This window comes from Photobacterium sp. GJ3, assembly GCF_018199995.1.
Taxonomy (GTDB): Bacteria; Pseudomonadota; Gammaproteobacteria; order Enterobacterales; family Vibrionaceae; genus Photobacterium.
In genome coordinates, this window is the sequence record NZ_CP073578.1 from 2,406,299 (window position 1) to 2,418,404 (window position 12,106).

General features: G+C 50.8%; 10 protein-coding genes and 1 pseudogene. 3 read left to right on the forward strand and 8 right to left on the reverse strand.

The window, feature by feature from the left end; translation table 11 throughout:
• Nucleotides 1-438: 438 nt before the first annotated feature.
• The 3 genes from KDD30_RS10910 (at nucleotide 439) to KDD30_RS10920 (ending at nucleotide 3,173) form a co-directional block, all read left to right on the forward strand.
• Nucleotides 439-1,014: a sigma-70 family RNA polymerase sigma factor gene (locus tag KDD30_RS10910; protein WP_211645902.1), complete on the forward strand. Its 576-nt coding sequence runs from the start codon at nucleotides 439-441 to the stop codon at nucleotides 1,012-1,014.
• On the forward strand, nucleotides 1,001-1,714 hold the full coding sequence (locus KDD30_RS10915) for a DUF3379 domain-containing protein (RefSeq protein WP_211645903.1): 714 nt from the start codon (nucleotides 1,001-1,003) through the stop codon (nucleotides 1,712-1,714). The genes KDD30_RS10910 and KDD30_RS10915 overlap by 14 nt, the downstream gene beginning before the upstream one ends.
• Before the next feature lie 196 nt (nucleotides 1,715-1,910).
• Nucleotides 1,911-3,173 carry a porin gene (locus KDD30_RS10920; protein WP_211645904.1) on the forward strand — a complete coding sequence of 421 codons (1,263 nt, stop codon included), beginning with the start codon at nucleotides 1,911-1,913 and terminating at the stop codon, nucleotides 3,171-3,173.
• Nucleotides 3,174-3,266: 93 nt separating this feature from the next.
• Here the strand turns inward: KDD30_RS10920 and KDD30_RS10925 are convergent.
• From KDD30_RS10925 to ccmD, 8 genes and pseudogenes are all read right to left on the reverse strand, one after another.
• Nucleotides 3,267-5,773, reverse strand: a pseudogene (locus KDD30_RS10925) (glycosyl hydrolase family 18 protein).
• 433 nt (nucleotides 5,774-6,206) lie between these two features.
• Nucleotides 6,207-7,022: an MlaA family lipoprotein gene (locus KDD30_RS10930; RefSeq protein ID WP_371826094.1), complete on the reverse strand. Its 816-nt coding sequence runs from the start codon at nucleotides 7,020-7,022 to the stop codon at nucleotides 6,207-6,209.
• 118 nt (nucleotides 7,023-7,140) lie between these two features.
• On the reverse strand, nucleotides 7,141-8,355 hold the full coding sequence (gene ccmI / locus KDD30_RS10935) for a c-type cytochrome biogenesis protein CcmI (RefSeq protein ID WP_211645905.1): 1,215 nt from the start codon (nucleotides 8,353-8,355) through the stop codon (nucleotides 7,141-7,143).
• Nucleotides 8,352-8,828 (reverse strand): cytochrome c-type biogenesis protein, encoded by a 477-nt coding sequence (locus KDD30_RS10940; protein WP_211649858.1) that lies wholly within the window; start codon nucleotides 8,826-8,828, stop codon nucleotides 8,352-8,354. The genes ccmI and KDD30_RS10940 overlap by 4 nt, the downstream gene beginning before the upstream one ends.
• A gap of 41 nt (nucleotides 8,829-8,869) precedes the next feature.
• The gene (locus KDD30_RS10945) at nucleotides 8,870-9,424 is read right to left on the reverse strand and encodes a DsbE family thiol:disulfide interchange protein (protein ID WP_211645906.1); all 555 of its coding nucleotides are present in this window, start codon (nucleotides 9,422-9,424) and stop codon (nucleotides 8,870-8,872) included.
• Complete coding sequence (locus KDD30_RS10950) at nucleotides 9,421-11,418, reverse strand: heme lyase CcmF/NrfE family subunit (RefSeq protein WP_211645907.1); 1,998 nt, start codon at nucleotides 11,416-11,418, stop codon at nucleotides 9,421-9,423. Before KDD30_RS10950 ends, KDD30_RS10945 begins: the two co-directional genes overlap by 4 nt.
• Nucleotides 11,415-11,900 carry a cytochrome c maturation protein CcmE gene (gene ccmE / locus KDD30_RS10955; RefSeq protein ID WP_211645908.1) on the reverse strand — a complete coding sequence of 162 codons (486 nt, stop codon included), beginning with the start codon at nucleotides 11,898-11,900 and terminating at the stop codon, nucleotides 11,415-11,417. The genes KDD30_RS10950 and ccmE overlap by 4 nt, the downstream gene beginning before the upstream one ends.
• Nucleotides 11,897-12,103, reverse strand: coding sequence for a heme exporter protein CcmD (gene ccmD, locus KDD30_RS10960; protein WP_211645909.1), 207 nt, complete (start codon nucleotides 12,101-12,103; stop codon nucleotides 11,897-11,899). The genes ccmE and ccmD overlap by 4 nt, the downstream gene beginning before the upstream one ends.
• Between the last annotated feature and the right edge of the window lie 3 nt (nucleotides 12,104-12,106).

The following is a 12,106-nucleotide window of genomic DNA, read 5'->3' on the forward strand; positions in this document are numbered from 1 at the left end:
AGAGGTCAGACCACATTGATTGTAACGGCATTGTTATTAATTTCAAATCAATGTTTAAAAGTTGAGAGACGTCAAAAACAATAAAAAAAGTAAGGGAATTTTGAGTCGAATAAAAAAAAACCACACCGCTATGGTATGGTTGTCAAACTCTCAATGTCAGCCGAGCGTCAAATGACGTGTAAAAGTGTGAAGAGAGAAATCCGGTGTTCGCGATTGGAATACAGAAAACCGGTGAGGCTCATACGCAATTCGTTGAAGGGTATACTGAGTCCCGAAAGGACGTTATCGAGAATCAACACCCGATAACCAGCTCAGTATAACGAAAACCGGCTGACAGATATTGAGGATAATCAATAACACTATAAGAATCACTTGAATCCAAACATTATTCAGCACCGTAAGATCGACAACAATGGATGATGACGGATGGACAAGAGCATGATGAAGCAGTTTTTCCGTAAGAAAAGTGCAGAGACCTCGGTCTCTGTAGATATGAATAAACAAAAACGATATGAATCTCTGGTCAGAGCCTGGCACAAAGACCTTTACAGGTATGCTTATTGGCTCTGCCACGACCCTCATATCGCTGAGGATTTAGTGCAGGAAACTTGTCTACGTGCATGGCGGTCTTTAGACAGCCTGAAAGATGACAGTGCCGCAAAAGCTTGGCTGATTACCATCTTACGCAGAGAAAATGCCCGCCGGTTTGAAAGGAAGCAACTTGATTTAGTGGATTTGGATGAATATGCCATTCCCGATCATGAACCGGAGACATCCAGTCTAGGTGATTCAGAACTGAGTCAGCTGAGTCGTTTACTTCAGCAGCTTTCGCCTGAATATCGAGAACCTCTGGTTTTACAAGTTATGGCTGGATTCAACGGGGATGAAATTGCTAATATCTTAGGACTGAACCGCAACACTGTCATGACGCGGCTGTTCAGGGCTCGTAATCAGTTGAAAGATTCCATAGAAAAGCAAACCGAACGGAGGGGGCAACATAATGGACGACCTTGAATTTCGTCGCAGAATCCTGGCTGATCCCAAAGATCGCAGCCTGGCAATGTGCGCGGCGAAGAATTCGTCAGTCACCAACCGAAAACTCCATAATGAACTACAGCAGTTAGATAGTAAGCTGGCTGCTGTGATGAAGGTCGATGTCCCGGAAGATCTGGCCGATCGGATTCTGTTTCGTCAGTCCGGTCAGGGATATCAGGCAGAAAAAAAAGTGCGCCGTCATTTGGCAATCGCAGCTTCCGTTGCTTTCTTCGGGGGCTTACTGCTTGGAAAATTTATCCCGGATGCCATACCCGGTTCTTCACCCGACATTGGTCAGATTGCACTGACACACATCTATAATGAAGCGCCTTTTGTCAATCAGATCGATGAAGGCGTCTCTCTGACTCAGGTAAACGCTAAGCTGAAGCCATTTGGTCCGACACTGAGCACTTTGCCGTCGCATGTCTACTACCTGAATCATTGTGGTTTTAACGGCGGCGATGCCTTACATATGGTACTGCATGGTCAGCACGGTAAAATCACTGTTTTTGTGGTCCCTCAGCCCAGTAAAAACATGACCAGTTTCGAAGACAATAATATGAACGGGGTGGTGATGCCTTCACATGACGCCAGCCTGATTGTTGTGGGCAACAAAGGTGAGAATATAATGCCCATTGCCGAAAAACTCCAAAAAGCAATGCACTGGCAAGATATCTGAATCCCCTTTTTCGATGACAGCATTCAACTGCTGTCATCGAAATGCTTATCTTTTCATCAATCAAACCTCCCCCATTATTGATAAAACAATAACTTAGAGACTGGTCAGATTTGTCCTGCTTTCTTCTGCCCCTAAAATCGGCTCCCCGCTGGTACTTTCTTGTGCCAGACGGTCAAGAAAATCAGGATAAAAATAAATGTACAAGAAGCGTCTGTTTACAAAAACCATGATGGCGACTGCCATCGCATTGGCATCTCATCAGTCACTGGCTGCGGGATTCCAGTTAAACTCACAATCGGCCACTGGACTGGGCCGCGCATTTGCCGGTGATGCCGTGATTGCAGACAATGCGTCTGTCATGGCACGTAACGCTGCTGCAATGACGCTGTTCAATGCACCTGCAATCTCACTGGGCCTGAATGTTATTGATACTGACATTGAGGTAAAAGATGCGAACTATACGCTCTCAAATCCACTGACGAGCTCCGTTACATCAGCGAATCTCGACAGTGAACAAATCGGCGGCACATCCTATGTCCCGAATCTGTATTATGTTCACCCGGTGAATGACAAGCTGGCACTGGGTGTTGGGATTTACTCAAACTTCGGCACCAAGACAGAATTCAGCAACAGCTATGCTGCCAATGAATTCGGCGGGCTGACTGATGTGAAAAGCATGAACCTGACGCTGAATGCGGCATACCGTCTCAACCCGCAATGGAGCATTGGTGGTGGTCTCGACATCATCTATGGCCAGGGTGAACTGAAGCGTTCGAACAAGACCATCGAAGGTGTGCTTCAGTATTCGAAAAGCGTTCAAGGACCACTGCTGGATGTCGATGTTGATGGCACCGCGGTAGGTTTCAACCTGGGCACTGTGTATGAACTGAATGACGCAAACCGTTTCGGTCTGGCCTATCACTACAGTCCGGAACTGGAGGCAGATGGCGATATTTATGCGCAACAAGCTGGTGGACAGCTCAACGGCCAGAAACTGCTGATGCCCCTGCCGGACATGGTTGAATTCTCAGGCTTCCACCAACTGAACAACCAGTTTGCCGTTCACTATAGTGTTCAGTGGATCGAGTGGAGCAGCTTCGATGTGCTGAAAACCAACAAAGGTGTCACGCTGAACGAATATGAATGGCAGAATGGCTGGCATTACGCCATTGGTGGTACCTATACACTGAATTCAGACTGGACGCTACGTGCCGGTTATATGTACGACACCAGTGCTCAGGACAAGAAAACCTCGATTTCTGTACCAGATTCAGATCGCCAGTGGTTCTCAGGCGGTTTCAGCTATAACCTGAGCAGCAAATCTACGGTCGATTTTGGTCTGACTTACCTGATGGGTAAAGATGTTCAGGCAACAGAAAGCACTGATCTTTCAAGCGTCTCGGCAACCACACGTGCTGACGCGCTGCTGTACGGCGTACAGTTCAGCCACTCTTTCTAAGCAAAGCGTCCACACCAGACAGTACAAAGCCGCTCGGATGAGCGGCTTTTCTTTTCAGGCTGTATCGCGTTCAACCCAATATCTGAGCCAAACTTACTGACAGTTTGCTGCGCCCAGATCTTCCCAAACGCCCCACTCACCTGTAGTTCCAGGCTCTTCACCTGTGGTCCACCATTTGGCTTTCCAGGATTTACCTGAATGCGTCACAATGTCGCCCGCATTGTAAACACCGCCGCTGGCCCAGGCGTTCGTACATCCAGTCGAACCGCCATCCTTCAACACAGTGACAGTCGCTGAATCAGATACGCTCTCTGTGCCATCATTCACATCCAGCGAGAAATTCAGCACAGTATCCACAGTGTAGCTAGCCGCAGTGAAAGTCACCTGAGCACCATTCACGGTCGCATTCAGACCCGCAGGCAGCGTCCAGTTAAAGGTCAGGGTGTCGCCATCCGCATCTGTCGACTGTGAAGCATCCAATGTTACGACATCACCAGCATTCACCGAGGCAGGTGCAGTGATGACCACAACCGGCGCTGTGTTTGAACCCGGTGCTTTGGCAGTTACAGTCACAGTATCTGTTGCCGTTGCGCCCGCGTTATCCGTCACTGTCAGGGTAAACACATACTGTGTATCAACCGTCACAGACGGAACAGCAACAGTGGCTGTCGCAGTATCAGCGCCAGTCAGCGTCAGAGACGGACCACTAGTTTGCGTCCACTGGTAGCTCACAACCTGACCATCACGGTCACTCGATGCTGTGCCATCCAGCGTGACGGAAGCCGCAGCGTTCACTTGCTGATCAGCACCGGCATTTGCAATCGGGTTATAGTTCCCGCCGCCACCAGCCAGAGATTCCTGCATTGCATTCAGGATATCGCCGTTATCCGCATCAATTTCCCATGCAAACAGACCCGCCAAACCCAGATTCTGTACGTACTGACCTTTCGCCATAATGGAGCGTGGGTTGTCGAACGTGATCAGGTTGCCATTGCTCGGATCATACGCCCACGGCCCCTCAGCCTGCTCGTCATAACCTTTCACAACAGCAGCATTATTCAGATAGTCTGTAACGACATCTTTATAATCGATCACACCCGCTTCCCAGGAGCCCGGTACCGGACCTGTTCCCGTGCCCGTCATCGGGTTGCTTGGATCAGTCATGCTCGCTTCTGTCACGCCAGTCCAGCCCCGTGCATACATCGCAGCACCCAGCACCAGTTTGTTTGCAGGAACACCCTGTGCCAGCAAGCGGTCAATCCCGTGTGATGCTGTATAGGCCGGACCTTTGCGAGGCTCGCCATTTTCATCCACACCGGTGCCGTTACAAACGTCAGCGGTCATGTGGCTGCCACAGAACAGTGCCGTCTGATGACCCGGTACATTGTTCCAGCCACCGAAGAAGTCGTAAGTCATTGCAAAGATATAATCCATGTACTGAATCGCATCCGCGTAATTCACCACATCGATCTTGTCATAGCCAACACCAATCGCTGAAGTCAGCTCATATTGACGGCCGGTTTCAACTTCCAGCTCATCCAGCATGGCGCGCAGTTCACGCATCAGCGCAACGTACGCAGGACCATCATTCACGGTATCGCCCAGATTCGGGTTTGCCCCTTTACCCCCGGGAACTCCCAGTCAATATCGACACCATCGTAGAACTTCCAGGTTTTCAGGAATTTCTTCACACTGGCCACAAAGATGTCACGCTTCGCCTTGTCGGTGAACGAGTAGAAGGGGTCAGACAGCGTCCAGCCACCAACAGACGGGATGATTTTCAGATCAGGATAGCGCTGTTTCAGGGCCATTAACTGACCGTAGGTGCCTTTATACGGCGTGCTGTGCGTATGGCCGGATTGCGGCTGCGGCATTTGCACCGCTGCCCACGGGTCGTGGATCACAACTTCAAAGTCTGGTGTTCCCGCACAGGCACGTTTCAACGCTGCGAGGCTGTTTCCGTTTTCAATTTCGCCCAGTGAGTCATTCGGACCACAAATTGGAATGAAACCATACAGAATGTGGGTCAGGTTTTGTGCCGGAATCTTATCCACCGGGAACTTACGACCGTACACACCCCACTCGACAAAATATGCACCAACAACAGCGTTCGCTGGCGTGGTGTAGTTGCCGTTGTTCGGATCGACGTTCATTGGCAGCGGATCCAAATGACTGCCATCCGTATCAGCAACAACAATATCTTTTGCAGCGCTACTGGTACAAACCTGTGCAGTACCGGCACCACTACACAATTCAACGGTCATGGCATACTTACCGCCCTGAGCGACCGACAGTGTGGTTGAGCCTGCGCCACTGGCAGCCGGATCAATACTCTGCTCAAAAACCACATTGCCATTGAGTTTTACTTTCCAGGTATCCGCCGGATCACCGGAATAGCGCTGCCATGCGACGGGCACATCGGCTGCGGGTTTCACCGTGACCAGGCTGCTATAGGCAGATGCCGCCTGATCCACTTCAATGATGGCAAAATCGGTTTCCATCCATGCGATCTGAGGCGTTCCAGGCGCAGCGAGTGCTCCCCACGAGAACGATACAGCGGCAATCGCCGTTGCAATCGGAGATAACTTCTTGAAAGACATGACTTCATTCCTTGAGTAAAAAAATCAAAAACGCATAACTTTATCGCTATGCAATATAAGCAATAGTCGAGTTTCTTTGTGTCTCAAAGAAAGAAAGTAAAAAAAATGATACAAATGTTGCGCATTGTGATCTCATGCCAGTGTATTTGTAACCTTAAGTAAGCCATACCTTACAAAATGATAGAAAGAACAGAGACTGAGCGTAGCCATCATCTGCGGATGAAATGATTCACCTCATCAGGGATATTCACCGGAGATTCCGGTATCTATTGACCGTATTTTCACGCCCAAACAGACCTTATCCAGCCATTTTCACCCAATCTTAATGTTTACAGAAAATTAACAACACGAGCACTCCATGAAAGGTTTAGCGATCAAAAAAGCCAGAGCAATCAACTTGCTCTGGCTTTGGGTCGTTCGCGGATGTTTTCAATTATTCGCTATCAATTTCATCCAGATAATCATCAAGATAGACTTCCTGCTCTGTGGTGCTTGTTTCAACTTGCGCACCACCAGCCCGGAAATTCTTATATTGAATATACGCATCTCGGGTGAAGACATAAGGGTCTGGCGAGTTCTCCAGCATCGGTTCCTGAGCCACAAGTTTGGCACGATCTTCCATCCCTTCAATCGCCCATTTGCCCAGACTTTGCCAGAACGTCAGCAAGTTCAACGGGAAATACAGTTTATCCACCCAATCCCCGGCGCCTTCCCGTAACGTGACCGGCCCATAAGCAGGGATCATAAAGTAAGGACCATTTCCCACGCCATAATAACCGAGGGAGTCTGAGAAGCTCTGTTCACCCGGAGGCGGAATATCCGCTGCCGTTGCGATATCAATCAAACCGGCCAGACCAAAAACACTGTTAATCCAGAACCGGTTAAAGTGCTCCACGGCTTTCTCTGGTTCCTGCTTCAGCAAACTATTCACCATGTTCGCCGGCTCTTCCAGATTCGACAGAAAGTTTCTCAGTCCCGTCCGTAACGGTGAAGGCACATAATCCACATAAGCCAGTGACACCGGACGAACCAGATAAGGATCCAAATAGTCGTAGTTGACTGACCACATGGCCCGGTTAAAGCCTTCAAACGGGTCATATACAAGCGTTTCAGGCTCACCCAAAGCTTCGAGCTCTTCCACACTCAGACCGGCGGCTTCCAGCTCCGCATCGTCCAGCCCGAATTCATTCCCTTCCAGCTGATCCGGTTCAGGCTCCGATGGCGAACTGGCACATCCCATCAGGGACATTGCGAGCAATACTGATAAAAAAAGATTTCGACTCAATGTGTTAGCCACTTATTCTCATGAAAAAAGACTGGATAATGATATCCAGTCTGTTTCTGAACTGCCAGTGTGTTTCCGAGATTCATTCGTACGGTGTATTAATTGTCACCGTCGCGGTCTCTCCGAGCGCCACAATACTGCTTTCACCAAACCAGTCTCCCGCTTTGGTTGCAACATTGCCATCCTGATCAATTCTTGCTCTGATAATCAGCTCGGATTGCTGAGACATCAGTCGGTCCGGTAGCATGCTGTCGCTGTCGTTCAACGTCAGGTTCAGCGGGAATCGGGACAACGGCAAACGCTTTGCAGCCAGCGGCATCGTCGCACCATCTGCTGTATGTGCCGAAACCACCACCATACCCGTATCCGGTAAAACAACATCCGGACCCAGAGTAACCGTCACCGACACACCCGGTGCAGGATTCGCAGACTGATGCATATCGACTTTCGCCTGTGCAATGCTGCGCTCCAGCATTTGAACCCGGCTGTCCTTTGCATCCAGTAAGCCTTTCATCTGCTCCCAGTAGTCAATGGCCTGTGCGTAATCACCATTGCCATAAGCTTCAAACGCCAGCAGTGATATCGCCTGCAGATTCTTGGGGTCACGCTCCAGCAGATGGGTCAGCATATTGCGGGCGACTTGGACCTGCCCCGGTTCTCCGCCCATCATCAGGGTTTGTGCATAGCCCACCTGCAGGCTTGGATCACTCGGCGATAAATCCAGCGCACGCTTCATTGCCCCTTGCGCGGTTTCAAGATCGCGGTTTGCCATCCCAATCCGACCCAGTAGTAACCAGCCCGTGGCATCATCCGGACGTTCATGTAACCGGGTCCGCAAACCCAATGTTAAGTCATCCATTTCCTGATCCGTCAATGGCGCAGCATTGTCTCCCATCAAACGCTGTGTCAGTTCCGGTAGCCGGGTCACCGTATCCTGCCACTGAATCACCTGCTTCGCACTGCCCACTGAAAAATAAAGACCGTAAGAAACACCAATGATGACAAGAACACCGGGAAAAAGTAACCAGGGCCGGAACAGTTGCTGCTGTGATTGCTTTTGAACCGGCACATCATCCAGCAATGACTGCTGGAGTTCTTTTTCCATCTCGTCCGGATGAGAGACTAACCCTTCAACACTTTCTTCTTTCAATTCACCCAGTCGGTCACGAAAGAAGGCCTTGTTCAGCTCATCCCGGCTGGCGACCTGATCCTGATTGCTGCCCACAAAAGCAGGCATGATGAAAAAGGCCAGCGCAATCAGCACCAGAATCAGGGTGCAAATCCAAAATAACGTCATTTCTTCACCTTATTCTCGCCGTCAGCGGCTTGCGTCGAACGCGAGTCTTCCTCCTGGCCGATTTCTTTCAGTAATGCATCCAGCCGTGCACTGTCCTGTTCATCGACTGCATCGGGCTGAACACCGCGTCGCGAGCGGTACACCAACACAGAAGCACCGATCAGCAAGAAACACAATGGCCCCAGCCAGAGAATCAGTGTGGATGGCATGACCGGCGGGTTATAGGTCACAAAGTTGCCATACCGGGCAATCATATAATCGATAATGTCTTGCTTGGACTTTCCCTGCTTCAGCATTTCGTACACTTTCTGACGCATATCTTTGGCCAGTTCAGCATTGGAGTCGGCAATATTATTGTTCTGACACTTCGGGCAACGCAGGGTTGCGGTCAGCTCCTGATAGGTGGTTTCCTGCTCAGGGGTTTGAAATTCATACACATCAATTGATGCCTGAGCTGGCAAGCTGAGTGGCAACCAGCTTCCTATCACCAGTGTGAACGTCAGGATTAATCGCTTCATCCTTTCGCCTCCGCTTTGAGCTGATCATAAATGGGTTTCAGTGTCGCCTCCCAGTTACGCGGGTTCACATCCCCCACATGACGGTAACGAATGATCCCCTGTGCATCGATCAGGAAGGTTTCCGGTGCGCCATAGACGCCCAGATCCAACCCCAGCATTCCGTTGCCATCAAAAAGGCTGTGCATATAAGGATTGCCCAGTTCATCCAACCAGCGAATCGCTTTTTGCCGTTCATCTTTATAGTTCAGGCCGATGATTTTCACTCCCTGGCTGGCCAGCTGATTCAGGTACTGATGTTCGGCATAACACGTCGGACACCAGGTTGCCCAAACGTTCAGCAGCAACGGCTCACCCTGAAAAATATCCTGCTGGTACAGCGTGTCGGCATTTTTCAGATCTTCCAGACGGAACTGAGGAACTGGTTTACCGATCAGCACAGATTCCAGCTTAGTGGGATCATCACCCTCTGCATTGCGAGTCAACTGAACCAGAAAAACAGCAACCAGAGCAAGAAACAGAACAAAAGGAATAAAGAGCAGCTTCTTGTTCATCCGTTCACCTCTGCATGAGACGTCACCGTTGCATTTTCTGTCTGTTCTGATTTCTTGAAACGCTGGCGAAAACGGTAACGTTTATCACTGATCGCCAGAGCACCACCGAATGCCATGAACACAGAACCGAGCCAGAGCCAGTTGACGAAAGGCTTGTAATAAATACGAACAGCCCAGGCACCATCCGTCAGTTGCTCTCCCAGAGCGACATAAAGATCCCGGGTCACACCACTATCGATGGCAGCTTCAGTCATCATGGAACCCGACACCGTATAAAAACGTTTCTCGGCATGCAGTTCCGCGACAAACTTGCCTTCACGGCTCACGACAAAGTCACCGATAAAGCCGTCATAGTTTGGCCCTTCCACGTTACGCAAGCCAGCCAGGCGGAAATCAAACCCTTCAACATTGACCGATTGCCCTGGGGTCAGGCGCACGTCCCGCTCCAGATCATAGTTGGACACCAGCGTAATCCCGATCAGAGTAATCGCCAGACCAATGTGTCCCAGGACCATGGCCCAGTGACTGCGGCCCAGTTTCCTCAACCCTGTCATCAGGCTGTGGCGATGCGTCGCACGCTCATACAGTTCAAATCCCTGCAGAATAATGATCCAAAAAGCCATCACCATGCCCAGCACAGCCAATGGCTGAATCGGATCCGGACGGAGCCAGAGCACCAGCAGAGCTAACGGCAACGTGATGATCGCTGTGATGACGAGTGGACGACGAATCGTTGCAAAGTTTTCCCGCTTCCAGCGAACCAGCGGCCCGATACCGAGGAAAAACGCAAACGGGATCATCAGCCAGGTAAACAGCGTGTTGAAGAATGGCACACCAATCGACACTGAACCCAAACCGATTTGTTTATGAACCAGCGGCAGTAACGTACCAATCAGGACGACCAGCAATGCTGTGACCAGCAGCAGGTTATTGGCCAGCAGGAAATTCTCGCGTGAAAACAGGCTGAAGGATCCGTGAGAACGGATTTGCGCCCCACGCAGTGCGTAAAGCAGCAGAGAACCACCAATCACGACCACCAGAAAACCAAGGATAAACATGCCCCGCGCCGGATCCGACGCAAAGGCATGCACCGAAACCAGTACGCCGGAACGCACCAGGAAAGTCCCCAGCAGGCTCAGTGAGAACGCTGAGATGGCCAGTAAAACCGTCCAGGCTTTGAAAGTGCCGCGCTTTTCTGTCACTGCAAGTGAGTGCATCAGCGCTGTGCCCGCCAGCCAAGGCATGAAAGAAGCATTTTCGACCGGATCCCAGAACCACCAGCCGCCCCAGCCGAGCTCGTAATAGGCCCACCAGGAGCCCAGCGCAATCCCAAGCGTCAGGAAAGACCAGGCAGCAATCGTCCATGGACGAGACCAGCGAGCCCAAGCCGTATCCAGTCTGCCGGTCATCAGGGATGCAATTGCAAACGCAAAAGCCACTGAAAAGCCAACATAACCCATATACAGCATGGGCGGGTGAATGATCAGTCCCGGATCCTGCAGCAGCGGATTCAAATCGCGACCATCAACCGGGAAGTAAGGCAAGGTACGCAGGAAAGGGTTTGAGGTCAGAATGATAAACAAGAGGAAACCGACAGAAATCATCCCCATGACCGCCAGCACACGGGCCACAGATTCCTGTGGCATACCGCGGCTGAACGTAGCCACTGCCGCGGCCCAGGTTGCCTGTATCAGCACCCACAGCAACAGCGAACCTTCATGCGCTCCCCACACAGCCGTCAGCCGGTAATACCAGGGCAGATTACTGTTTGAGTTACTGGCCACATAAGTCAGTGTGAAATCGTTGATATAAAAAGCCCAGGACAGGATCACAAACGACACCAACAGCATCGCGAAAACGCCATAGGTCAGCGGTCTGGCGAACCGCATCAGAACAGGGTTTCCTGTATGCGCCCCGTATAAAGGATAAATACTGACGAGGAGCGACAGCCCCAGCGCCAGAATCAGGCTAAACTGCCCTAACTCAGCAATCATTGCACGCTACCTTGCTTTTGTTGGTCGGTATACTCAAGCGGTTTGTGGTGTTTATTCATCGCTTCAGCGACTTCCGGCGGCATGTACTCTTCGTCATGCTTAGCCAGCACTTCATGCGCTTCAACGGTCGTAGCATCCACCAGTACCCCTTGCGCGACAATCCCTTGCCCCTCTCGGAACAGGTCAGGCAGAATGCCGTCATAGCGCACAGTCACTTCAGGACCGACATCAGCAACACGGAAAGTGACTTCCAGTGATTGTGGATCGCGTTTCACCGAGCCTTTCACGACCATGCCGCCAATCCGCAGTCGCTGCCCCACTTCGGGTTTTACACCGTTGGATTTCCCCTCAACCAGTTCAGTCGGGGTGTAGAAAAGATCCATATTCTGGTTCATGGCATACAAGACCAGGGCAATGGTGACACTCAGGCCCGCCAGCAAGGCGACCACAACGGTCAAACGTCGTTTACGTCTTGGGTTCATAACGTGTTCTCCAGCTTCTCTGCAGCCTTGATGCGTTGCTCGCGGGCAACTTTGTTTTTAATTTCGGCGGCCAGGCGACGGCTCCGGCTGAGACTCCGCCACAGCAGAATCAACATCGACAAAGCCGAAATACCATAGGCAGACCAGACGTATCCGGCATAGCCACCCATCGCAAAAAATTCAGAAATCGATTCAAAATGCATACT